This window comes from Cellulosimicrobium sp. TH-20 (assembly GCF_002105775.1).
Classification (GTDB): Bacteria; Actinomycetota; Actinomycetes; order Actinomycetales; family Cellulomonadaceae; genus Cellulosimicrobium; species Cellulosimicrobium funkei.
In genome coordinates, this window is sequence record NZ_CP020857.1 from 3,829,312 (window position 1) to 3,852,879 (window position 23,568).

The window sequence follows — 23,568 nt, forward strand, 5'->3', positions numbered from 1 at the left end:
CTACCTCGGCGGTCGGCTCAGGAGCAGGTGGCTCCCTCGTGCTCGACGGTGAAGGTCGAGGTGACCTCCTCGCCGTCGACCACCGCGGTGGCGGTCACCGTGGCCTCGCCGGCCGCGACCGCCTTCTGGCGCGTCGCGAACGACTGGTAGGCGTTCTTGCCGGGCGCGACGTCCGCGACCGCCTTCTCTCCGAACGGCGTGGCGAGCCGGACGTCCACCGGCACGGCGCCGTCGTTCGTCGCCCGGACCGCGACGTACGCCTTGCCCGCGAGGCAGCGCGTCTGCACGTCGACGGACACGGGCAGCTCCGCCCCGGCCTGCGGCTGCACCAGGACGGCGACGGACCGCCCGGGGACGGTCACCGTGCCGGTGGCCGCGTCCCACGTGGTGCCGCGCACGACGTCGTCGCTCCCCTCCTGCTGCACGGGCGAGAGCACGTACTCGCGGCCCGCGAGCGCGGACAGCGGGACGGTGACCTCGTCCGGGGAGGCGTTGAAGACGGCGAGGAGCCCGTCGAGCGCGGGGTCGACGTCGGTGCCGACGGTGTCGTCCACCGCCATCGCGACGACGCCCGGGACCTGGTCCGGCCCGGCACCCGGGAAGGTGACCTTCTCCCGGATGAGCTCCGGGTCGCCGAGCCGGAACAGCCCGGTCGAGTGCCGCAGGCGCAGGAGGTCCTGCGCCTGCGCCGACGCGGTGGCGATGTCGTCGGGCGACGGCTTGAGCGCCGGGTTCGCGAGGAGCGGGGCCATGAGCGGCCACTTGTCCTCGTTGTCGGCCGCCATCGGCAGGCCCTTGCCGAACCCGTTGTCCTGACCGGTCCAGTCGATCGCGTTGAACCAGTCGCCCGAGTCGTAGCTGTTGCGGTCGAGCGACTTCGACCGCAGCAGGTCCGTGCCCGCGTGCCAGAACGACGGCGTCTGGGAGAGCGCCGCGGTCGCGAGCGAGACCGTGTTCATGCGCACGCGCTCGTCCATCGGCGTGTCGGCCGGGAGCTTGAGCGCGAGCAGGTCGAACAGCGTCTCGTTGTCGTGCGCGTCGACGTAGGTCACGACCTCCTCGGGCGAGTCGGCGTAGCCGGCCGGCGCCCCGCGGTAGTCGATCTCGTCGCCGCGCTTCTCCTCGCCCGTCGACGTGACGAGCGTGTAGTCGCGCAGGTTGCCCGCGAGGCCGAGGCGCACGAGGTCGGTCTGGTGACCGAGGTCGGCGAGCTCGTCCGCGGACCCGTCGTTCACGGTCCCCGGCTCCCCCGCCCGGGCGGGCTGCCCGTTCGGGTCGGTCGCGAGGCCCGTGCCGAATCCCTGCGTGAACGTCGTGGCGCCGTCGACGGGCGAGCCGCCGTGCACGGCGTCGCGCAGCCGGTCGGAGAAGGTCCCGATGCCCGTGCCGCCGAGCTGGCCCTGCGTGGCCTGCTCGAACAGCGCGTTGCCCGCGACCTCGCCGAAGTCCCAGCCCTCGCCGTACAGGTAGACGGACTTCCCGTCGACGCCGTCCTCGGCGAGCGTGAGCTCGTCGAGCGCGGCCCGGACGTCGAGCATGTTCTGCTTCGAGTGGTGGCCCATGAGGTCGAAGCGGAACCCGTCGACGCGGTAGTCCTTCGCCCACGTGACGACCGAGTCGACCATGAGCTTGCCCGCCATCGCGTGCTCGGTCGCGACGTTCTGGCAGCACGTGCTCGTCTCGACGGAGCCGGTGGTCGGGTTCTGCCGGTGGTAGTAGCCCGGCACGACCTTGTCGAGGACGGACTTCGCGTCCTGCCCGCTCGCGGCGGTGTGGTTGAACACCTGGTCGAGCACGACCTGCAGCCCGGCACCGTGGAGCGAGCCGACCATGGTGCGGAACTCGGCCACGCGCGCGCCGCCGTCCGCGTCGACCGCGTACGACCCCTCGGGCGTGCTGAAGTGCCACGGGTCGTAGCCCCAGTTGAAGCCGTCCTGCGCCTGCACCGCCGCGACGGCGGCCTGCTGCTCGGGCGAGTCGGGCGCGAACCCGGTGAGGTCGCCGGTCGCGGCCTGGGCCTCGCGGTCCTCGGGGATCGACGCGATGTCGAACGTCGGGAGCAGGTGCACCGTGGTGACGCCCGCGTCCGCGAGCTCGCGCAGGTGCGTCATGCCGGCCGAGTCCTTCTCCGCGAACGCGAGGTACGTGCCGCGCCGCTCCGCCGGGACCGTCTCGTCGGAGATCGAGAAGTCCCGGACGTGGAGCTCGTAGATCGTCTGGTCGACCGACCGCTCGACGACCGGGGCGGGCGTGCCCTCCCACGCGCTCGGGCGGAACGCGGGGTCGTCGAGGTCGACGGCCACCGAGTGGGTCGAGTCGAGCGTCAGGCCCACCGAGTACGGGTCGGTGACGACGTTCGTCTCGACCTTCCCCGTGCTCGGGACGTAGACCTGCACCTCGTAGAGGTAGCGCGCGCCCTTCCAGCCGACGGCCGCGCCGCCGAGCTTCTTGTCGGCCGCCTTGCCGTCGAGGGTCCACGTGCCGTCGGCCTGGCGCGCGGCCTCGAACCGGCGCGGGTCGTCGTCGAGCGACGCCCCCGCGGGCCACGCGAGCACCGAGACGGCCTTCGCCGTCGGCGCCCACAGCGCGAACGACGCCCACTTGCCGTTGGCGTGCCACGAGACGCCGAGCTCGCGCTCGGCGGCGTCCTCGGCGAACAGGTCGTCGACGACGCCCGGCACCTGGACGCCGGTCGCGGCCGTGAGCGCGCCGTCGTCGGCCCGGGTGACGAGGAGCTGGCCCGTGAGCGCCGCCTCGACCTCCGCGCGGTCGAGCGGCTCGCCGTCGTCGAGCACGCGCAGCGCGGTGTGCCCGGCGAGCGCGGGGAACTCGGCCGCGACGTCGTCGGGCAGGCCCGACGGGTCGACCTGGAGCCTGTACGACGCCGTGCCCTCCGGGGCCTGCACCTCGCCGTCGGCGCCGCCCGGGGTGACCGAGAGCCCGCCCTCGGGGGCGGACCACAGGGTCCACTCGTCGCCCGTGCCGAGGTCGCCCGGCCAGGCGACGACGCCCTCGCGCACCCAGTGCGCGGCCTGCTGGCCGGTGCCGGGGAGCGGCGGGTTCGCGACGTCGATCGTCAGGACGTGGGACGCGAGGTCGTAGGAGAACGTGACCAGCTCGCCGTCGCCGACGGAGAACTGGTAGTTCGCCCCGTCGCGCGCGCCGCCGACGCCGTAGTTCTCGGCCCAGCTCAGGCCGTGCGCGACCTTGCCCTCGTACGCGCCGGCCGCGAGGCGGTCGGTCGACCAGGTGTAGACGCCGTCGCCGTCCGGGTCCTTGAGCCAGGACGCCAGGCAGTCGGGCGCCCACGAGCCGGGGCAGCCGACCTGGTCCTGGAACGAGCCCGCGAGCGTGACGATCGGCCCCTGCGCGGTGCTCGAGAAGTCCTTGCTCACCGGGTCCCAGTAGAACGTCACCGGGCCGCCGGCCGTCGTGTACGTCGCGTTGGTGCCGTCCTGCACACCGCCGACGCCGTAGTTCACGGTCCACGACCCGTTGATCGCGACCTTGTACTCGTACGTCCCGGCGGGGACGTCGAACGTGCCCGCGTAGACGCCGTCCGCGCGCTTCGTGAGCTTCGCGGCCTCGCAGCCCGGGGCCCAGTCGCCCGCGCAGCCCATGGCCGCGTTGTGGCTGCCGGGCACGGTCACGAGGTCGATCTCGGGCTCGGGCTCCTCGCCCACGACCCCGCTGACGTCGACCCCGACGCTCGCGAACGTGGACGCGGCGGCACGGTCGCCGTCGGCGTCGGTCGTCACCGCGCGGTACTCGACGAGCGTGCCGTCGGCGAGGCCCGCGACGTCGTGGAAGACGCGCGGTGCCGTGTCCTCCGCGGTGCCGAGCGGGTGCCACTCGGCGCTCCCGACCTCGCGCCACGCGAACGACGTCTCGGCCCACGCGTCCGGGTCGACGGTGGCGGTCACCGGCGCGACGCCCGTGACCGCTCCCCCGGCCTGCGGCACGGTGAGGGCGATGTCGCCCGACGAGTCCGCGCCGACCTCGCGGTCGGCCCGCAGCACGACCGTGCCCGTCGCCGGGACGGTCAGCGTGACGACGCCGTCCGCATCGGCGGTGACGGGGGCGGCCTGCTCGCCGTAGAGCACCTCGTACGAGGCGCCGGGCGTGAGGGTCGTGAACGTCGCCGTCCGCTCCTGCGCCGCGTTGTTCAGTGCGACCAGGTGCTCGACCTTCTCCTCGCGGTCGACGCGGCTGAACGCGTACACGCCCGCGCCGTTCTCGACGTAGCGCTCCACCTGGGCGCCGTCGGCCAGCGCCGGGTGCGCCTCGCGCAGCGCGGCGAGCCCGGCGATGTGCGCGTAGAGCGGCGCGTCGGTGCCGAAGCGGTCCACGCTGCCCGCCTGCTCGCCGGTGACGAGCGGCTGGTCGGCGTACTCGTCGACCTGGGTCGCGAACAGCGTCTGGCGCGCGTCCTTGTCGCCGCCCTTCCCCGCGAAGCCCTGCTCGTCGCCGTAGTACACGACCGGCTGCCCGCGGGTCAGGTACATGAGGTCGTGCGCGAGCTCGTCGCGCGCGAGCGGGTCGTCGGTGCTCGCGAGCATGTACCCGACGCGGCCCATGTCGTGGTTGCCGAGGAACGTCGGCAGCGCCTGCGCGTTGGTCGTGGGCGTCGTGTACATGTCGTCGCTCGCGAAGAGCGACGCCAGGCCCTTGGCGCTGTTGCCGCTCGCGAAGCTCGTCGCGGCGGACTGGAACGTGAAGTCCAGCGTCGAGCTCATGTCCGTCTTGCGCACGTAGGGCGAGAGCTTCGCCGCGTCGGCGTCGTACACCTCGCCGAACATGAAGAAGTCGTCCTTGCCCTGCGCGTGCGCGTAGTCGAGGACCTCGGTGGTCCACGTCTCCCAGAACTCGAAGTTCACGTGCTTGACGGTGTCGATGCGGAAGCCGTCGATGCCGAGGTCGATCCAGTCCTGGTAGACGTCGACGAACCCGTCGACGACCGTCGGGTGCTCGGTCATGAGGTCGTCGAGGCCGTCGAAGTCCCCGTACGTCACGGACTCCCCGGTCCACGTCGAGTTGCCGCGGTTGTGGTAGAGCGTCGGGTCGTTGAGCCAGGCCGGGACCTTGAGGTCCTCCTTGCCCGCGGGGACGACCGGCGTGTACGGGAACGACGTCGCGGCGTCCAGCGCCGGGAAGTCGCCGGTGCCCGCGTGGTCCGCCGGGTCGAACACGGTGCCCTCGGCGTCGCGGTACGGCGACGTGGCCTGGTCGACGTACGAGTACTGCTTCTGCTCGTAGTCGATCACGTCGGCCGTGTGGTTCGTGATGATGTCGAAGTAGACCTTGATCCCGCGGTCGTGCGCCTCGTCGATGAGCGCCTCGAGCTCGGCGTTCGTGCCGAGGTGCGGGTCGATCTGCGTGAAGTCGGTGATCCAGTAGCCGTGGTAGCCCGCCGACGCGTCGGCGCCCGTGCCCTGGACCGGCTGGTTCTTGAACGACGGCGTGAGCCAGATCGCCGTCGTGCCGAGGCCCTCGACGTAGTCGAGGTTCTGCCGCAGGCCCGCGATGTCGCCGCCCTGGTAGAAGCCCTTGTTCGTCGGGTCGAACCCGGAGACGAGCGGGTCGTCGCCGAGCCCCGCCGTGTCGTTCGACGGGTCGCCGTTCGCGAACCGGTCGGTCATGACGAAGTAGAAGCGCTCGTCCGACCCGGGCTGGCGCACGGGGGGCACCACGAGGTCGGCGTCCTGCGCCTCGTCGTAGCCGCCCGCGAGCCCGAGCGGCGTGAGCGCGATGCGGTGGGTCGACTCGTCGAACGTGACGCGCACGGTCGCGTCGCCGCCGAGCACGAGGGGCGCGTTGTCCTGGCCGCCCTCGCGCCCGTACGCCTCGTCCCACGCGTCGTCGTAGGCGACCTTGTACTCGTAGGTGCCCGCGGGCACCTCGAAGTCGGCGGACCAGACGCCGGCGGCGTCGGTGGGCGCGAGCTCGGTCGCCGCGCACGCGGGGTCCCAGTCGGCGGGGCAGCCGAGCTCGGACTGGAGGTCGCCCACGAGGGCGAGCGTGCGCTCGTCGGCCCCCGCGGCGGGGGCGGCGAACGCGGCGAGCGTGACGCCCGCCAGGCCGGAGGTGGCGAGCGCGACGGCGGTGACCGACGCCGTCGTGCGGGCCCCGCGCGTACGGCGGGGCGTGGTGTCGGATGGGTGGGGCGACGGTGTGCGCGGGACGCGGCGACGTCGCGGCGTGGAGGTCATGAGGACTCCCTCGTCCGGTGGCTGGTGCGGGACCGCAGGCGTGAGCAGGCAGGTGCCGGCAAGGACGCGGACGACGGGACCAGCAGCGGGCGACGTCGACCGCGGCTTTCTCAGCGTACGGCTGAGCCGAACTGTACTGGTTGCAGAAAGTTGCAGCAAGGTTCGGCAAACGCCGCGCCCGCGCCGCGCCACGCCGCTGCCCGGACACGACGAACCCGGGGTCGCCCCGCTCAGGAGGTCCTGGCGGGGGCGGCCCCGGGTCCGGGAGGTCGCGGTGGTCAGCCCGCGAGATGGCCCCAGCGCGGGGCGAGCTCGGACCACGGCCCGACGGCGGCGACCCGGCCCTCGTCGAGCACGACCACGCGGTCGGCCCGGGCGAGCGCGGCGCGCTTGGACGTCGCGCCGACGACCGTGGTGCCCCGCTCGCGCAGCGACTCCCACAGCTCGATCTCCGTCGCCGCGTCGAGCGCGCTGGAGACGTCGTCGGCCAGCAGGAGCTCAGCGTCGGTCGCGAGCGCCCGGGCCAGGGCGAGCCGCTGGACCTGGCCGCCCGAGAGCCGGACGCCGCGGTGCCCGACGAGGGCCTCGTGCCCGCCCGCCTCGACGACGTCCCGCTCGAGCCGCGCGGCCGCGACGGGCCCGTGGACGTCGCGCTCGTGGCCGAGCCGCACGTTGTCCGCGAACGTCCCGGACAGCACGCGCGGCACCTGCGCGACGTGCGCGACCTGGCCCGGCCGCAGGAACGTCTGGGCGTCGACGACGTCCGTGCCGTTCCAGCGGATGCGGCCCGTGTGCTCCATGAGGCCCGCGAGCGCCGAGAGCAGGCTCGACTTGCCCGCACCGACCTGCCCGAGCAGCAGGACGAGCTCGCCGCGGCCGACGGACAGGTCGACGTCCTGGACGCCGATCGTGCCGTCGTCGTGCAGCGCCGTCACGCCGTCCAGGTCGATCCGCTCGAGCGGCCGCCGGGGGCCCGGGTCGGGCGTGGGGGCGGCGCCGGTGAGGAGGTCGACGCCGGGCGGCAGGTCCATGAGGTCCGTCCCGGCGGCGAACCGGCTCGTCGCGCGCTGCCACGAGCGCGTGCCGGGCGCCTCGGTCACGACGGCGCCCGCGACGACCCCGAACCAGCCGAAGCCGGTCACGGCGTTGGCGACGAGGAGCGCCGTCGCGAGGTCCCACGTCCCGGTGAGCAGCCCGGCCCACGCCGCGACGACGCCGAGCTGGATCATGACGAGCGGGACGCCGTCGAGCGCGGCCTGCACGCGGTGCTCGAAGACGGCGGCGCGCACGCGCCCGGCGTCCACCTCGCGCAGGTGCGCGTGCACCTGCGGCGTGCGGGCGGCGAGCTTCACCGTCCGCGCGGAGTCGAGCGCCGAGACGAGCGCGCGGCCGAACCGGGCGCGCGCGGCCGACGAGCGTGTCGCCGACCGCCCGGCGATCGGCCGCCCGAGCGCCGACGCCGCCGCGGACACCACCATGACGGCGAGGAGCACCGCGCCGGCGAGCCACGACCGGCTGAGCAGCGCGGTGACGCCCGCGATGACGAGGCCGTTGACGAAGTCGACCCAGCGGTCGGCGTACCGGACGAACCGGTCGGCGTCCATGGCACGGGCGACGACCTCGCCGGGCGGCGTGGCCGTGAGCCGGTGCTGACGCGTCTGGCCCGCCATGACCGCCATGCGCACGCGCAGCAGCACCTCGACCCACCAGCGCGGGTAGACGTACAGCGCCCACGCGAGGCACAGGGGCGCGACCACGAGCAGCACGGCGAGCGGCACGAGCTGCCGCGCCGGGAAGCCGGAGCCGAGGTCCTGGACCGCCTGTCCCCAGAGGAAGCCGGTGACGGCGCCCTGGGCCGAGACGAGGCTCGTGACGAGGAACAGGACCGCGCCCACCACGCCCCACGCCGGGCGGACGAACAGGGCGTGCGCGACGCCGCGCGCGAGGCTCGGCCCGTCGCCCGGGTCGTCGAGGACCGGCGGCTCGCCGCGCCGTCGGCGTCCGCCGACCGCGTCGGAGGCGCGGGCCGCGGGCGTCTCGCCCTCGGCGCCCGCGTCGTCCTGCGCGGCCGCGGGCGCGGCGGGCGCCGGGTCGCCGGGCGCGAGGTCGTCGACGTCGTCGCCGCGCGGTCCGCCGTCCTGCGCGACGCTCGCGACGAGCAGGTCGCGGTAGGGACCGGGGGCGTGGGCGAGCGCGGCGCGCTCGCCCTGCTGCACGACCCGGCCGTGGTCGAGGACGGCCAGCAGCCCGGCCCGCTCGATCGTCGTGAGCCGGTGCGCCACGAGCACGCCCGTGCGCCCCGCGAGCAGCCGCTCCGACGCGGCGACGACGCGCGCCTCCGTGAGCGGGTCCATGCGCGCCGTCGCCTCGTCGAGCACGACGACCTGCACGTCGCGCACCAGCAGGCGCGCGAACGCGACGAGCTGCTCCTCCCCCGCGGAGAGCGAGGTCCCGCCGGGACCGAGCAGGGTGTCCAGGCCGTCGGGCAGGCCCGCGACCCAGTCGTCGAGCCGCAGCTCGCGCACGGCCGCCTCGACGTCGGACCGCGGGACGTCCGCGAACAGCGCGACGTTCTCCGCGAGCGTGCCCGCGAGGATCTCGGTGCGCTGCGTGACGACGCCGACCGCCGCGCGCAGCGCCTGGAGGTCGAGGTCGCGCACGTCCACGCCGCCGACGAGCACGGCGCCGCGCGGCGGCTCGACCGCGCGCGAGAGCAGCGACGCGAGGGTCGACTTGCCCGAGCCGGTGCGCCCGACGAGCGCGACCGTCTCCCCCGCGGGCACGTGCAGGTCCACCCCGTCGAGCGCGAACGTGCCCTCGGCGTAGGAGAAGTGCAGGTCGCGCACCTCGATCCCGACCGGCCCGGCGGGCAGCGTGCGCCCGCCCGTCGGCTCGGGCTCGACGGCGAGCATCTGCCGGATGCGCGTGAGCGCGCCCAGCCCCTCCTGGATGTCCGGGAGGTGGTGGACCAGGTTGTCCACCTGCCCGACGAAGAGCGCGGTCACGAGGAACAGGGTGACGAGCCGGTCGACGCCCAGGTCGCCGTCCGCGGCGAGCGCGGCACCCGCCACGGCCACGCCCGCGAGCAGCGAGGCGAGCACGAGACCGGCGCGGCGGAGCATGCGCGCCTCGACGACGAGCACGGCCTCGAACTTCCGGTGCACCTGGGCCGACCGCTCGGCGAGGCGCCGGATCGCGAACGACTGCCCGAGGCTCGTGCGCAGGTCGTCCCGCGCGGCGACGGACTCCTCGAACGCCGCGGCATGGTCCGTCCACGCCATCTCCTCGATGACCTTGCGGCGCGCGATCTCGCCCAGCATCGGGCGCACGATGAACCACGCGACCGCCCCCAGCACCGGGAAGAGGACCCACGCCGGCCACCACGTGAGGCCGGCGACGACCCACATCGGCAGCACGCCGACGACGGTGCGTCCCGCGCCCCAGAGCTGACGGCGCACGAGCGTGCCGACGGCGTGCGTGTCGTCGTCGACGCGGTCGAGCACCTCGCCGACCGCCTGCTCCGTGAGCGTGGCGAGCGGCTGGTGCAGCGCCGCGGTGAGGAGGTCGCCGCGCAGGCGGCCTTCGGCGCGGTCGACCACGCCCGCCCACACGACCTGGCCGACGGTGTCGAGCAGCGCCGCGCCGACGACGCACGCGGCGAGGAGCTGGAGCGTCGCCGTCGTCGGGTCCTCGGCGAGCCACCCGGCGATGACGGTGCCCAGCGCGGCGCCGACCGCGCCCACGGCGAGCGCGAGCAGCGCGACGACGGCCTGCGGCCCCCGCAGGCGGCGCCAGTCCAGGCGCCGGGCCGGGTCGGGCGAGCGCGGGGCGGCGGCCGACGGCGCGGCGTGCGGGTCGGACGGGGGGTTCGTGGGCTGCTCGGTCGGCAGGGAGGCGTCGATCATGGCCCCACGACCCTACGGCGACCCACCCCCGCCGACGCAGGGATTTTCGCTGCCCGCAGCCCTGCCCGGCCCGGTCGGCGCGGGGCCGAGCCGGGCCGGCTCGCGTCGGCCCTGCCCGGCCCCGGACGCAGCGCGGCCCGGGTCCCGAAGGACCCGGGCCGCGCAGGTACGGCTCAGACCAGGCCGAGCTCCTCGACGGCCTGGCGCTCCTCCTGGAGCTCCGCGACCGACGCGTCGACGCGCCCGCGCGAGAAGTCCGACAGCTCCAGGCCCTGGACGATCTCCCACGACCCGCCGCGCGAGACCACCGGGAACGACGAGATGAGGCCGGTCGGGACGCCGTAGGACCCGTCCGACACGACGCCCGCGCTCGTCCAGTCGCCCTCGGGCGTGCCGAGGACCCAGTCGTGCACGTGGTCGATCGCCGCGTTCGCCGCCGACGCCGCCGACGACGCGCCGCGCGCGTCGATGATCGCCGCGCCGCGCTTCGCGACCGTCGGGATGAACGTGCTCTCCAGCCACTCGCGGTCCTCGGCGAGCCGCGCGCCCGGCGTGCCCGCGACGTCCGCGTGGAAGAGGTCGGGGTACTGCGTGGCCGAGTGGTTGCCCCAGATGGTCATCTTGCGCACCTCGGACACCGGGACGCCCGCACGCTTCGCGACCTGCGTGAGCGCGCGGTTGTGGTCCAGGCGCGTCATCGCGGTGAACCGGTCCTTCGGGACGTCGGGCGCGTTCGACGCCGCGATGAGCGCGTTCGTGTTCGCGGGGTTGCCGACGACGAGGACGCGGACGTCGTCCGCCGCGCCCGCGTTGATCGCCTGGCCCTGCGGCTTGAAGATGCCGCCGTTCGCCTCGAGCAGGTCGCCGCGCTCCATGCCCGGGCCGCGCGGGCGGGCGCCCACGAGGAGCGCGACGTTCGTGCCCTCGAACGCGGGCGTCGGGTCGTCGAAGATGTCGATGCCGGCGAGCAGCGGGAACGCGCAGTCGTCCAGCTCCATGGCCGTGCCCTCGGCGGCCTTCACGCCCTGCGGGATCTCGAGGAGGCGCAGGCGCACGGGGGTGTCGGGGCCGAGCATCTGGCCCGACGCGATGCGGAACAGCAGCGCGTAACCGATCTGACCGGCCGCGCCGGTCACCGTCACGTTCACGGGGGAAGTCATGCGCTCACTCTCCCACAACGCGACCCGCCCGGACGCGCGGGGCGGCGCGCCCGCCGGTGCCGACTCTCGCCGCTGCGGCCCCCGGGAACGACGACGGCGGCGCCCCCTGCGCAGGGGACGCCGCCGTCGGGCGTGCGGTGCGGGCCGGGTCAGCCCAGGCGCGCCTTGAGGTTCTCGTCCAGCGCGGCGAGGAACTCCTCCGTCGTCAGCCACTCCTGGTCCGGACCGATGAGGAGCGCGAGGTCCTTCGTCATCTTGCCGGACTCGACCGTCTTGATGACGACGTCCTCGAGCGTCTGCGCGAACTCGGTGACCTCGGGCGTGCCGTCGAGCTTGCCGCGGTGCATGAGGCCACGCGTCCAGGCGAAGATCGACGCGATCGGGTTCGTCGACGTCGGCTTGCCCTGCTGGTGCTGGCGGTAGTGGCGCGTCACCGTGCCGTGCGCGGCCTCGGCCTCGACGGTCTGGCCGTCCGGGGTCATGAGGACCGACGTCATGAGGCCGAGCGAGCCGAAGCCCTGCGCGACGGTGTCGGACTGGACGTCGCCGTCGTAGTTCTTGCAGGCCCAGACGTAGCCGCCCTCCCACTTCATGGCAGAGGCGACCATGTCGTCGATGAGGCGGTGCTCGTAGGTGATGCCCTTGGCGGCGAACGCCTCGGCGAACTCGGCGTCGAACACCTCCTGGAAGATGTCCTTGAAGGCGCCGTCGTAGGCCTTGAGGATCGTGTTCTTGGTCGAGAGGTACACGGGGTACTCGCGCTGGAGGCCGTACGCGAACGAGGCGCGCGCGAAGTCGCGGATCGACTCGTTGAAGTTGTACATGCCCATCGCGACGCCGCCCTCCTCCGGCATGGTCACGACCTCGAACTTCTGCGCCTCGGAGCCGTCGGCCGGCTCGAACGTCATCGTGATCTTGCCCGGGCCGGGGACCTTGAAGTTCGTCGACTTGTACTGGTCGCCGTGGGCGTGACGGCCGATGATGATCGGCTTGTTCCAGCCCGGCACGAGGCGCGGGATGTTGGAGATGATGATCGGCTCGCGGAAGACGACGCCACCGAGGATGTTGCGGATCGTGCCGTTCGGCGAGACCCACATCTTCTTCAGGCCGAACTCCTCGACGCGCGCCTCGTCGGGCGTGATCGTCGCGCACTTGACGCCGACGTTGTACTGCTTGATCGCGTGCGCGGCGTCGATCGTGACCTGGTCGTCGGTCGCGTCGCGGTTCTGGATCGACAGGTCGTAGTACTTGAGGTCCACGTCGAGGTACGGGTGGATGAGGCGGTCCTTGATGAACTGCCAGATGATGCGCGTCATCTCGTCGCCGTCGAGCTCGACGACCGGGTTGACGACCTTGATCTTGCCCATGCGCAGATCGCTCCAACTGTCGGGGACTGGAGCCCCCGGGTGTCGGACGGCGACCGTGCGGCCCGTGGGCCCGGTCCGTCGCACACGAGGGCGTTGCTGACCGCGGTCCAGGGTACTCGACTTCTCGACGTCAAGATACTTTGGCGACGCCCGGCGGACCGTTCGGATCGTGAGACCCGGCGTCCGTTCTCAGGTGCAGCACCGCAGATTTCCACGCATCTCCCGGGTGGTGGTGGCAAGATGCCCCCAGATGCCGGAATGGCCGGGCACTCGGTCAGGCATCGTGCCGTCGTCCCGACGGCCCGCCGGTGCCGCACCGTGGCACACCGGGCCGGGACTGCCCGAAGTTCCCACCGAACCAGACAGGATCATCATGTCCCAGGACACCACCGCTCCCGGCGCACCGGAGGGCTACGTCGACGACGCGCGCCCCGCGCAGACCGAGGCCGTCGCTGTCGTCCAGCCCAGCCTCCTCGCGCGCCTCGGCGCCGAGGTCTTCGGCACGTTCTTCCTCGTCCTCGCGATCATCGGTGTGGCGCTGTACACCTTCGTCAGCCAGCAGAACGCCCTCGCGGTCGCTCTCGCGGGCGGCCTCGCGCTGCTCGCCGGCGCCGCCGCCGTCGGCAACGTCTCCGGCGGCCACTTCAACCCGGCGGTGACGCTCGGCGCCGCCATCGGCGGTCGCACCGCGTGGCGCGACGTGCTGCCCTACTGGGTCGCGCAGCTCGTCGGCGCGCTCCTCGCGGGCCTCGTCCTGCTCGCCACCGTCCCGAACTCGCTGCCCGCGCTCGTCGGGCAGGAGGACCGCGGCGGCCTGTTCGTCTCGACCGCGAACGGCTACGGCGACTTCTCGTCCCTCTCCACGGCGTCGCAGGGCGGCACCGAGTTCGGGCTGCTCGCCGCGCTGCTCATCGAGACCATCGCGACCGCGGTGTTCGTCGGCGTGATCCTTGGCGTGACCGACAAGCGCGCGACCGTGCAGTACGCGCCGGTCGTCATCGGCCTCACCCTCACCGCCCTGATCCTCGTCGCGGTGCCCGTCACGAACGCGTCGCTCAACCCGGCCCGCTCCATGGCGTCGGCCGTCTTCGCGGGCGACGGGGACCTGTGGAAGCAGCAGTGGGTCTTCTGGGTCGCGCCGCTCCTCGGCGCCGCGATCGCGGGCCTCTTCTACCGGGCGTTCGCGTTCGCCCCGAAGCAGGACGACCTGCTCGGCGAGGACCACGTCGTCACGCTGACCGAGGCCGAGGTCGCCGGTGGCGCCGCCGCCGGTGCGGGCGCGGCCGTCGTCGGCGCCGGTGCGGGCACCGTCGTCGAGGAGGCGGTCGTCGTCACGGACGAGAACGGTGACGTGGTCGCGGTCGAGGAGGTCGTCGAGACGGACGACCCCGACGCCCCGGCCCCCGGTGAGGGCACGGCCCCGCGGGCCTGACCCTTTCTCGCACGCCCGACGGGCCCGGACCGCGCACGCGGTCCGGGCCCGTCGTCGTGCAGGTCGCACCTCGTGCGGGTCGCTCGGCGTGCGGGGCGCTCGTCGCGCGGATCGCACGTCGGCCGCGCTCCGCGCGGGGACGTCAGATCTCGCCCTGGTCCAGGCTCAGCGCGAGGAACGCCATGACCGCGGCGGGGGCGAGGAAGAAGAAGACGTCGAGCCCGCGCGACCGGACGGTGATGCCGACCGGACCGGGGCCCGGGATCGCCGCGCGGCACACGCCCGCGACGGCGAGCAGCCCGGAGAGCGCGAAGCAGCCCGCCCGCGCACCGGCGAGGACGGCCACGACCGTGGCGACGGCGACACCCGCGAGGACCAGCCACATCGCGGGCTGGCGGGACGGCGCGAGGCTCGCGGGCGGCTCGGGCACCGGGGGCGGGGTCGCGTCGTCGGGCACCGGAGCACCCTCGGGAGCCGTCCCGTCGCCGGTCTCGTCGTCCACGTGGTGCCACACCGGCACGAGCGTCGCGCGTGGCCGGTGCCGCGTCCCCCCGTCCGCGGTGACGTCGCTCACGCTGCTGCACCTTCCACGCCCGGAAGCCTACCGTCGTGCCCTAGCGTGACGTGCATGCCGTCCGTCGTGCCGCCGGTCCCGTCCGCTCCCCCCGCCACCTCGACCGACCCCGCGACCGGCCCTGCGGCCGACCCCGCGACCGGCCCGGCGCCCACGCGCCACGACGGCGGGCCGCCGTCGTCCGTGGTCGTCGTCGGCGCCGGGCTCGCGGGCGCCCAGACCCTCGCCGCGCTCCGCCGCCGCGGCTACACCGGGCGCGTCACGCTGCTCGGCGCGGAGGGCCTGCCGCCGTACGACCGCCCGCCCCTGTCGAAGGAGCTCCTCAGCCGGCCCTCCCCCGCGTGGCTCGCCGACGACCTCGGGGTGGACGTCGCCGCGCTCGCCGACGACGTCCGCCTCGCCGACCCGGCCGTGCGCCTCGAGCGGACCGGGGCCGCCGACCCTCCGGGCTGGTCCGTCGAGACGAGGTCGGGCGACCGCCTCGTCGCCGACGCCGTCGTGCTCGCGGTCGGCTCCGTGCCCGTGCGGCCGCGCGGCTGGGAGCACGCGCGCGTGCTCCACACCGCGGCCGACGCCGACGCCCTGCGCGCGGCGCTCCGGCCGGGCCTGCGTCTCGTCCTCGTCGGGGCCGGGTGGATCGGCGCGGAGCTCGCCGGGGTCGCGGCGGGCGCCGGTGCGCACGTCACCGTCGTCGAGGCCGCGGGCGCGCCGCTGCACCGCCAGCTCGGCCCGGACGTCGGGGCGCACCTCGCGCCCTGGTACGCGGCCGCGGGTGCCGAGCTCGTCACCGGCGCCACCGTCGCGGAGGTCCGGCCCGACGGCGTCCGGCTCGCCGACGGCCGCGAGCTGCCGGCAGACGTCGTGCTCGCCGCCGTGGGCGCCCGGCCCGCCACCGACTGGCTCGACGGCGTCGTGCCCCGCGACGCGCGCGGCGGCGTCCCCGTGGACGTGGACGGCGCCGTGCCGGGGGTGCCCGGCCTCTGGGCGGTCGGCGACTGCGCGAACCGCGACCACCCCGTGCTCGGTCCCGTCCCGGGCGGGCACTGGTCGGCGGCGCTCCACGACCCGGACGCGACCGTCGCGGCGCTGCTCGGCGACGACGGCGAGCGGGCCGCGCACGCGCCGTACGTGTTCTCCCAGCAGCTCGGGCACGACCTCGCGCTGTTCGGGGTGCCCGCCGAGGGCGACGAGGTCGTGCTGCGCGGCGACCCCGCGGGCGGCGCCACCGGCCACGAGGGCTGGGCCGCGTTCTACCTCGCGCCCGCGGCGCGCTCCGGACCCGGCAGTCCCGCCGCCGACCCGGCCGCCCGGGTCACCGACGTCCGGGCCGTGCTCCTGGTCGACTCGCCGCGCGACGTCGGCCCCGTGCGCAAGGCGATGAACCGGACGGGCCGCCTGCGCGTCGACCTCGACGTCGCGCTCGACCCGGCCGGGCGCCTGCGCGACGCCCTCGCCTGACGCCCGCGCCCGACCCCCGCGACCCCGAGCTCGACGGCCCGCCGGTCCGCGGACCGGCGGGCCGTCGAGCAGCCGGGTCAGTGCGCGAAGTGACGCGTCCCCGTGAAGTACATCGTCACGCCCGCGGCGCGGGCGGCCTCGATCACCTCGGCGTCGCGGATCGACCCGCCCGGCGCGACGACGGCGCGCACGCCCGCGTCGAGCAGGATCTGCAGGCCGTCCGCGAACGGGAAGAACGCGTCGGACGCCGCGACGGCGCCGCGGGCCCGCTCCTCGCCGTCCGCGAGCGTGTTGGCACGCTCGACCGCGAGGCGGCACGAGTCGACGCGGTTGACCTGCCCCATCCCGACCCCGACGGCGGCCCCGTCGCGCGCGAGGAGGATCGCGTTCGACTTCGCCGCGCGGATCGCGCGCCACGCGAACGCGAGGTCGGCGAGCGTCGCGTCGTCGGCGGCCTCGCCCGTGACGAGCGTCCAGTGCTCGGGCGCGTCACCGCCGGTGACGTTCCCCTCGGCGTCGGTCACGACGGCGTCGACCCGGTCCGTGCTCTGCACGAGCAGCCCGCCGCTGACCGGGCGGGTCTCGACGGTCGTCGTCGGCGGGGCGTCGACGACGAGGAGACGCAGGTTCTTCTTCGCCCGGAGCACCTCGAGCGCGTCCGGCTCGAACCCGGGCGCGACGACCACCTCGGTGAAGACGGGCGCGATCTGCTCGGCGGCCGCCTTCGTCACGACGCGGTTCGCGGCGATGACGCCGCCGTAGGCCGACACGGGGTCGGTCGCGTGGGCGCGCGCGTGCGCCTCGGCGACGTCCGTCCCGACCGCGATGCCGCACGGGTTCGCGTGCTTGATGATCGCGACGGCCGGCTCGGCGTGGTCGTGCGCGGCACGCCACGCGGCGTCGGCGTCGACGTAGTTGTTGTAGCTCATCGCCTTGCCGTGGAGCTGCGTCGCCTGGGCGAGCCCCGTCGCGCCGTGGCCGACCGTGTAGAGGGCGGCGCGCTGGTGCGGGTTCTCCCCGTACCGCAGCACGTCGGCGCGGTCCCACGTGGCGCCGATCCACGCCGGGAAGCCCGTGCTCACCGTCTCGCCCTCGGCGCCGCCCTCGACCGGGACCGCGTCCGTCGGCGCGACGACGTTGCCCATCCAGGACGCGACGGCGACGTCGTACGTCGCGGTGTGCACGAACGCCGCGGCGGCGAGCGCCTTGCGCTGCGCGTAGGTGAAGCCGCCCGCCTGCACGGCCGCGACGACGTCGTCGTACCGGGCCGGGTCCACGACGACCGCGACGCTCGGGTGGTTCTTCGCCGCCGCGCGGACCATCGACGGGCCGCCGATGTCGATCTGCTCGACGACCTCGTCCGGCCCCGCGCCCGACGCCACGGTCGCGGCGAACGGGTAGAGGTTGACGACGACGAGCTCGAACGGCGCGATGCCGAGCTCGTCGAGCTGCGCGAGGTGGTCGGCCTTGCGCGAGTCCGCGAGGATGCCGGCGTGCACGCGCGGGTGGAGCGTCTTGACGCGGCCCTCGAGGCACTCGGGGAACCCGGTGAGGTCCTCGACCTTCGTCACCGGGACGCCCGCGGCCGCGACGGTCGACGCCGTCGAGCCGGTGGAGACGAGCTCGACGCCTGCGGCGTGCAGCGCCGTGGCGAGCTCGACGAGGCCCGACTTGTCGTAGACGCTCAGGAGCGCGCGGCGCACGGGGCGCCGCGAGTCGTCGGTGAGCTGGACGTCGGGGGCGGAGGGCACGTGCGGGGCCGGGTGGGACATGACGAGGGGCTCCTCTGGGTCGCGGTCGCCGCGCCGACGGAGCCGACGCGAGTGGCAGAACCCAGGCGCCCAGGCGGTCGACGCTCCAGCAGGTAGATCCGGCCGCTCCCCGGTGGTCGTTCCCACCCTCGCCAGTCGCGGCCGTCGTCCAGTCTAGCGGCCCGACGGCGGCGCCCCCGGCTCGGTCGGGCCGGCACCCGGTACCGCGCCCGGCACGACCCCCGACGCCGCGAGGGCGGCCGCGTCGTCGGCCCAGGTGTCGGGCGTGCCGACCCGCCAGAGCGGGCGGACCGAGCTGAGGACCGCGACCGTGACGACGAGGAGCCCCGCGAGCACCGCGAGCGCGGTCCCGAGCCCGAACCGGTCGAGGAGCCCGCTCCCGACGAGCGGGACGAGCGGGCCCGCCGCGAGGCCGGTGAGCCCGAGCACGGACGCGAGCCGGCCCTGGAGCTGCGGCGGGGTGACGGCCGCGGCGTACCCCGACAGGCCCGCGTTCACGGCCGGGACGAGCAGGAGGGCGAACGGCAGCACCGCCAGGTAGGCCGCGTACGACTCCAGCACGGCCATGACGACGGACCCCGCGGCGAGCACGCCGAGCGCCGCGACGACGAGCGCCCCCGCGCGGACCCGGGCGACGAGCCGGGGCGCGAGCACCGCGCCGACGAGCACGCCCACGCCGACCGCGAGGTCGACCAGGCCGATGAGGAGCGGCGCGGTGCCCGTGCGCACCAGCTCGAGGTTGATGCCGACCATGAGGCTGCCGAACGCGACGTTGATGACGACGAACAGGCCGAGCAGCGCGCAGAACAGCGGCACGGACCACACGAAGCGCAGCCCCTCGCGCAGCGCCGCGACGGGTCGGGTGGCGCGCGCGGCCGCGACGTCGCCGTTGAGCGGCTCGCGCACGAGCCACGTGCACACCGCGGTCGCCGCGTGCCCGATCGCGGCCCCGGCGAGCGGCACGGCGTGCGCGACGGCGTAGAGCGCCCCCGCCGAGCGGGCCGGCGAGCAGGCTCGCCACGGCGTCCCGGCCCTGGGCGGCCGCGAGCGCCGTCGGGAGCTGCGGCACCGGGACCACCGAGCGGAACGCGCCGCTCGTCGCCGGGTCCACGAGCGCGCCGACGACGGAGGCCCCGAACAGGACGGCGGCGAGGTGCCACGCGGAGAGCGAGCCGGTGCCGGCGGCCACCGCGACGGTCGTCCAGAGCAGCGCCCCGACGGTCGCCGCGGCCACGACGAGGCGCCGGCGGTCCATGCGGTCGGCGACGACGCCCGCGGGCAGCGTCGCCAGGAGCGCCCCGACCTGCCCGACGGCGGCCACCACCCCCGCCTGCACGACGGAGCCGGTGAGCCCGTACGCCACGAGCGGCACCGCGAAGAGCGCCACCCCGGCGCCGAGCGACTCCGCGGTCAACCCGGTCATGAGCAGCAGGTACGAGCGGTTGCGCAGGAGCGACGGCGGCGCGTCCGGCGCGAGGCCGACCGCGGCACCGGGGGCGGACGACGGAGCGGTGCGGGGCCCCGGGGGCGCGGGCGGTGGTTTCGACATGGCTGAGAACTTACGTGCGCAACGACAGTTGCGCAATAGTCATTGCGCACTTTGTGGTGAGCACTCCCCCGTGCGGACCACTCGGGCGTTGCTAGCCTCGGCCTGTGCTCGAGACCTTCCACGTCCAGGACCCCGCGGCGCTGCGCGCGATCGCGCACCCGCTGCGCCAGCGGATCCTCATGGAGCTCGCCGTCCTCGGGCACGCGCGCGCGGCGGACCTCGCCCGGGCCACCGGAGAGCCGGCCAACTCCGTGAGCTTCCACCTCCGCGTCCTCGCCCGGGCGGGCATGATCGTCGAGGCGCCCGAGCACGCCCGGGACCGCCGAGACCGCGTCTGGAAGAACGTCGCGGAGAGCTACGCGGTGGAGCCCGGGACGCCGGACGCGGTGCGCCACGTCGTCCGCCCGGCGCTCGCCTGGGCCGAGGAGACGTTCCGCCGCGGGAGCGCGATGGGCGCGCGCGCGGACCGGATCCTCGCGCTGAGCACGCTCGTGCTCAGCCCCGAGCAGGCGGCAACGATGTCGCGCGAGCTCCAGGAGCTCGTCGAGCGCTGGAACACGCGCGCGCTCGACGAGGGACGCGCGGACCCCGAGGCGCGCCGCGAGACCTACCAGGTCCTCGCGGTGCTCGCCCCGCGCGACCTGCCCCCGGCGGACGACGACGACCCCGCGCCCCCGCCGGGAGAGGACGCCTCCGGCCGACGAACCGAAGCGCCCGCCGACTAGCCCAGCACGACCCGGCGGCCGTCGACGCGCAAGCCCTCGCGCGCGACGCGCCCCACGGTCTCGACGAGCAGCGCCCGCTCGGCCACCTTGATGCGCTCGTGCAGCGACGACTCGTCGTCGCCGTCCTCGACCGGCACCGCGACCTGGGCGACGATCGGGCCGGTGTCGACGCCGTCGTCGACCACGTGGACCGTGCAGCCCGTGACGCGGACGCCGTAGGCGAGCGCGTCGCGCACGCCGTGCGCGCCGGGGAAGGACGGCAGGAGCGCGGGGTGGGTGTTGAGCGTGCGGCCCGCGAAGCGGCCCACGAACGCGGGACCGAGGATGCGCATGAACCCGGCGAGGACCACGAGGTCGGGCCGGAACACGTCGACCGCCTGAGCGACGGCCTCGTTCCACGCGGCCCGGTCCGCGAAGTCGCCGGGGGCCACGACGACGGCGGCGACGCCCGCCTCGCGGGCGAGGTCCAGCCCGCCGGCGTCCGCCTTGTCGGAGACGACGCCCACGACGCGCGCACCGTACGCGACGTCGTCGTGCGCGGCGAGGAGCGCCGCGAGGTTGCTGCCCGCCCCCGACACCAGCACGACGACGCGGGCGGCGGAGGTGGACTCGACGGGGTGGCCGGACGGCGTCTGCACGGTGCTCCTGCGGGGTTTCGAGGGGTCGCGGGTCACGGAGCGCGACCGCGGCGGCGGGCCGGTGGGACACCCGTCGGGGCACGCAGCCTCCGATGGGAGAATGTACCGCGAGCCGCCCGACCGACCGAGGAGCTGCCCGTGGGCAACCCGTACGCACCGCCCCGTCCCGACGCGCCGCAGCAGCCTCGACCCGAGCCCGCGCAGCCGGAGGACGGAGCGCGTCCGGACGCGCCGGCGCCCGCACCGGGCCCCGCCCCCGCGCCGATCCCCCCGGCCCCCGCGCGCCCGGACCAGCAGGCCGGGCCGGGTCACCGGCGCCCCGCGCCGCCCGAGCCCGCGGAGCCCGACCCGGAGCTCGCCCGGCAGGCGACGCGACGCACCCTGCACTTCGGCCTGCTCCTGCTCGCCGTCATCGTCGTGAGCACCATGCCGTTCCCGTGGCAGGCCGTGAGCCTCGCGCTCGCGCTCGGCGCGATCGTCGTGGGCATCCGGGCGCTGCTGGCCGTCTGGCGGGCCCGCGTGCGCGGCGCGCTCGTCCCGGCCCTCGGGATCGGCGTCGGGCTCTCGGCCATGCTCGCGCTCCAGATGGTCTCGACGCTCGTCACGTGGGACGTCGCGCTCGCGCACCAGCAGTGCCTCGACGGCGCGATCACCGTCTCGGCCGAGAAGCGCTGCGACGTCGAGCGCACCCACGCGCTCGAGGAGAAGTTCGCCCGCTGGTTCCCGACCCCCGCCCCCGCGTCCTCCTGACGCGTCGAGGCTCCGTCACGGGTTCGTGACGTCGCGCCCCTAGGGTGAGCGCGTGACCGCGCCGACGACGCCGCCCGAGGCTCCCCCGCCGCTCCCGCCCGTGCCGCGGGAAGGGCTGCGTCGCGCGGGGTCGCGCTGGTGGTGGCTCGCCGTCCCCGTCGCGGCCGCCCTGGTGGCGGGCGTCGTCGCGGTGGTCGTGCCGCTCGCGGCGCACGACGCGCCCGAGCTCGTCGAGGACGACCGGGTCCTGACCGTGGCGGCGGATCCCTGTGCGCGCGTCCAGGAGGCCGGCGTGATGCTCGCCGCAGCGACGTCTCCCGAGGGACGCGCCGCCGCCGCGCTCGACGTCGCCCAGGGTGCCCGTGCGCTCGCCGCCGCCGTCGGCGCGCTGCCCGCGGACGTCCTCGACGCCGACCGGCCGGCACGGTCCTGGGCCGAGGACTGGTCGGCCCTCGCGGACGGGCTCGCGGCCTGGGCGGCGAGCACCGCGGCCGGCGAGGACGCCCCGTTCGAGCTCCCGCTCACCGAGGACGGCTGGTCGGCGGTGACGAGGATGGACCTCGCCGCGTCTCCCGGGTGCGCGGTCCCGGCGTCCGTCGTCGGCCTCGACGCGAGCCCGCCGCGCACCCCGCCCACGGGCTGACCGCCGCGGACGACGACACCCGGCAGGACCGGGCCCGGCCCTACCCGCCGTGTCGCCTCCGCGGGTCAGCCGGCGTCGCGGTGGTGCCGGCCCAGGACCTCGAGCCGGGACCACAGGACGGCGAGCGCGGCGCCACCGCCGATCTCGGCCGCGGCGAGCGCGCCGACGACGAGCGCGTCCGCGCCCACGACCTCGAGCCGGCCGGGGCCCACCGCTCCCCCGGCGAGCCAGCTCACGAGCCCGACGAGCAGGCCGGACGCGAGCGCGACGCCGGCGAGCGCGAGGACGACGGCGGACCAGGGGACGACGTCGTCCGGGTGGGTGCCCGTCACGTCGCGCAGGCGCCGCCAGACGAACACGCCCGCGACGACGCCGAGCGCGACGACGCCGGCCGGCACCCAGGGCGTGAGGGCGTTGGTCCAGTCGTCGCCGGGCAGCGCCCCGAGGAGCGGGATCGCGGGCAGCGCACCCGGCTCCGACCCGGCGGGCGCGAACGTGCTCCCCTCGCCCACGGCGAACCCGGGGCCGACGAGCCACGCCCCGGCCCACGCCACGAGGTTGGGCAGCACGGCGAGCTGGCCGAGCGCGAGGACGATCCCCCCGACGGTCCCTGGCACGAGCCCGGCGACGATGTCGCCCGACGTCGCGCGGCCCGCGACGAGCCACGCGCACACGACCGCGGCGGACGCCCCGGCGAGCAGGCTCGTGCCGAGCAGACCGCCCCGCAGCCCGAGCCGCACCGTCGGCGGCACGACCCGGTCGAGGCGCCCGGCGAGGTCGGCGACGAACGGCGCGTCCGGGCGCGCGAGGATCCCGCCGCCGAGCCCGAGCCCTCCGACGACGGCTCCCCCGACGACAGCGACCCCGAGGCCCCAGGGCGGCGTCGAGCCGGCGAGCAGGGCGACGCCGAGCGTCGCGAGCGCGTACGTGACGGTGCCGGCCACCCAGGCGGAGACCGCGGTGTGCGCCGAGCGGCGTGCCGACGCGAAGCAGCAGAAGAGCGCGAGGGCGGTAAGACCGAGCGGGACGAGCGTGACCGTCGTGCCGCTCGCGACGAGCGGGACGCCGTGGCCGAGGAGCCAGAAGCCGGCCGCGACGGTGACCGACTGCCCCCAGCCCGTCCCCTCGGACGCCCCGGTCGAGGACGCCAGGAACGCGACGACGCCCGGGAGCACGACGACGGCGAGCGACAGGGTGAGCGCCTGGAGCGCGGCGAGCACGCCGGACGGTGCACGGCGCACCCCGACGGGTGCGGGTGCCGGGCTGCCTTCCACGGTGCGCGTGCGCGCACCGCGAGTCGTGCTGGTGGTGCTCATGGTGCCCATCGTCGTCGATCGAGAGGTCGGTTCGGGGCATTCGCCCCGGCGCGCCAGACTACCGGCGCCA

14 protein-coding genes, 1 pseudogene and 1 riboswitch are annotated in these 23,568 nt (G+C 75.4%); of the genes and pseudogenes, 5 read left to right on the forward strand and 10 right to left on the reverse strand.

The window, feature by feature from the left end:
* Positions 1 to 17: 17 nt before the first annotated feature.
* The 4 genes from pulA to B8281_RS17120 all read right to left on the reverse strand — a co-directional run bounded on the left by pulA (position 18) and on the right by B8281_RS17120 (position 12,641).
* Positions 18 to 6,209 (reverse strand): pullulanase-type alpha-1,6-glucosidase, encoded by a 6,192-nt coding sequence (gene pulA / locus B8281_RS17105; protein WP_085388356.1) that lies wholly within the window; start codon positions 6,207 to 6,209, stop codon positions 18 to 20.
* A 278-nt stretch (positions 6,210 to 6,487) separates the two neighbouring features.
* Positions 6,488 to 10,114 carry an ABC transporter ATP-binding protein gene (locus tag B8281_RS17110; protein WP_085388357.1) on the reverse strand — a complete coding sequence of 1,209 codons (3,627 nt, stop codon included), beginning with the start codon at positions 10,112 to 10,114 and terminating at the stop codon, positions 6,488 to 6,490.
* 173 nt (positions 10,115 to 10,287) lie between these two features.
* Complete coding sequence (locus B8281_RS17115; RefSeq protein WP_085388358.1) at positions 10,288 to 11,274, reverse strand: malate dehydrogenase; 987 nt, start codon at positions 11,272 to 11,274, stop codon at positions 10,288 to 10,290.
* A 149-nt stretch (positions 11,275 to 11,423) separates the two neighbouring features.
* Positions 11,424 to 12,641 carry an NADP-dependent isocitrate dehydrogenase gene (locus B8281_RS17120; RefSeq protein WP_085388359.1) on the reverse strand — a complete coding sequence of 406 codons (1,218 nt, stop codon included), beginning with the start codon at positions 12,639 to 12,641 and terminating at the stop codon, positions 11,424 to 11,426.
* 373 nt (positions 12,642 to 13,014) lie between these two features.
* Here B8281_RS17120 and B8281_RS17125 point away from each other — a divergent pair, with 373 nt between their 5' ends.
* Positions 13,015 to 14,073, forward strand: coding sequence for an MIP/aquaporin family protein (locus B8281_RS17125; protein WP_081600272.1), 1,059 nt, complete (start codon positions 13,015 to 13,017; stop codon positions 14,071 to 14,073).
* A gap of 142 nt (positions 14,074 to 14,215) precedes the next feature.
* On the opposite strand, the gene B8281_RS17130 is transcribed toward B8281_RS17125, so the two are convergent.
* The gene (locus B8281_RS17130) at positions 14,216 to 14,647 is read right to left on the reverse strand and encodes a DUF3017 domain-containing protein (RefSeq protein ID WP_085388360.1); all 432 of its coding nucleotides are present in this window, start codon (positions 14,645 to 14,647) and stop codon (positions 14,216 to 14,218) included.
* A gap of 54 nt (positions 14,648 to 14,701) precedes the next feature.
* Here B8281_RS17130 and B8281_RS17135 point away from each other — a divergent pair, with 54 nt between their 5' ends.
* Positions 14,702 to 16,105, forward strand: coding sequence for an FAD-dependent oxidoreductase (locus B8281_RS17135; protein WP_085388361.1), 1,404 nt, complete (start codon positions 14,702 to 14,704; stop codon positions 16,103 to 16,105).
* Between the two features lie 77 nt (positions 16,106 to 16,182).
* Here B8281_RS17135 and purH read toward each other — a convergent pair whose 3' ends face one another.
* The 3 genes and pseudogenes from purH to B8281_RS20125 form a co-directional block, all read right to left on the reverse strand.
* Positions 16,183 to 17,877 carry a bifunctional phosphoribosylaminoimidazolecarboxamide formyltransferase/IMP cyclohydrolase gene (purH, locus tag B8281_RS17140; RefSeq protein ID WP_085388362.1) on the reverse strand — a complete coding sequence of 565 codons (1,695 nt, stop codon included), beginning with the start codon at positions 17,875 to 17,877 and terminating at the stop codon, positions 16,183 to 16,185.
* A gap of 60 nt (positions 17,878 to 17,937) precedes the next feature.
* Positions 17,938 to 18,026: riboswitch (ZMP/ZTP riboswitch) on the reverse strand.
* A gap of 4 nt (positions 18,027 to 18,030) precedes the next feature.
* Positions 18,031 to 18,840 carry a hypothetical protein gene (locus tag B8281_RS19350; protein WP_157446667.1) on the reverse strand — a complete coding sequence of 270 codons (810 nt, stop codon included), beginning with the start codon at positions 18,838 to 18,840 and terminating at the stop codon, positions 18,031 to 18,033.
* An 82-nt stretch (positions 18,841 to 18,922) separates the two neighbouring features.
* Positions 18,923 to 19,426: pseudogene (locus B8281_RS20125) on the reverse strand (MFS transporter); the annotation flags it as partial.
* A gap of 104 nt (positions 19,427 to 19,530) precedes the next feature.
* Here B8281_RS20125 and B8281_RS17150 point away from each other — a divergent pair.
* Positions 19,531 to 20,151: a helix-turn-helix transcriptional regulator gene (locus B8281_RS17150; protein ID WP_051028587.1), complete on the forward strand. Its 621-nt coding sequence runs from the start codon at positions 19,531 to 19,533 to the stop codon at positions 20,149 to 20,151.
* Here the strand turns inward: B8281_RS17150 and purN are convergent.
* Positions 20,148 to 20,789, reverse strand: coding sequence for a phosphoribosylglycinamide formyltransferase (gene purN / locus B8281_RS17155; RefSeq protein ID WP_043659503.1), 642 nt, complete (start codon positions 20,787 to 20,789; stop codon positions 20,148 to 20,150). The genes B8281_RS17150 and purN overlap by 4 nt on opposite strands.
* A 138-nt stretch (positions 20,790 to 20,927) precedes the next feature.
* On the opposite strand from purN, the gene B8281_RS20045 reads away from it, so the two are divergent.
* Complete coding sequence (locus B8281_RS20045; RefSeq protein ID WP_061266880.1) at positions 20,928 to 21,539, forward strand: hypothetical protein; 612 nt, start codon at positions 20,928 to 20,930, stop codon at positions 21,537 to 21,539.
* Between the two features lie 52 nt (positions 21,540 to 21,591).
* The gene (locus B8281_RS17165; RefSeq protein WP_085388363.1) at positions 21,592 to 22,182 is read left to right on the forward strand and encodes a hypothetical protein; all 591 of its coding nucleotides are present in this window, start codon (positions 21,592 to 21,594) and stop codon (positions 22,180 to 22,182) included.
* Between the two features lie 65 nt (positions 22,183 to 22,247).
* Here the strand turns inward: B8281_RS17165 and B8281_RS17170 are convergent, their stop codons facing one another.
* A complete protein-coding gene (locus B8281_RS17170) occupies positions 22,248 to 23,498 on the reverse strand; it encodes a DUF6350 family protein (protein ID WP_085388832.1) in 1,251 nt (416 codons plus the stop codon).
* Positions 23,499 to 23,568 lie beyond the last annotated feature (70 nt).